The 378-nt window shown below is 68.8% G+C and carries 1 pseudogene; it reads left to right on the top strand.

Annotation, left to right across the window (positions count from 1 at the left end):
- Positions 1-378: pseudogene (locus tag A3764_RS19150) on the top strand (thymidine phosphorylase); the annotation flags it as partial.

Genomic DNA, 378 nt, shown 5'->3' with positions numbered 1-378 from the left:
TCGAAATCGCTGCCGTGATGGAGGTGTTGACCGGTGCGGCCGAAGGGCGGCTGCTGGAGCTTTCCGCCGAGCTGGGCGGCATCCTTCTTGCCCGCAGCGGCCTGTTCCAAAATGCGGAAGCCGGTGCGGGCGCGATTCGGCGTGCCGTGCAGTCGGGCGAGGCCGCTGAACGGTTCGGTCGCATGGTGGCGGCATTGGGCGGGCCGTCCGATTTCGTAGAAAATTGGCAAGCTCACTTGGCGACAGCGCCCATCCTGCGGCCCGTGCCGGCGCCCGATGCCGGCTTCGTCACCCGCATTGATGGTGAAGCGCTGGGCCTCGCGGTCGTCGGCCTAGGCGGGGGGCGCGCGGTCGAAAGTGACCGGATCGATCCCGCGG

It is taken from the genome of Sulfitobacter sp. HI0129 (genome assembly GCF_001635395.1).
Classification (GTDB): domain Bacteria; phylum Pseudomonadota; class Alphaproteobacteria; order Rhodobacterales; family Rhodobacteraceae; genus Sulfitobacter.
This window is presented reverse-complemented; position numbering and strand designations above follow the sequence as displayed.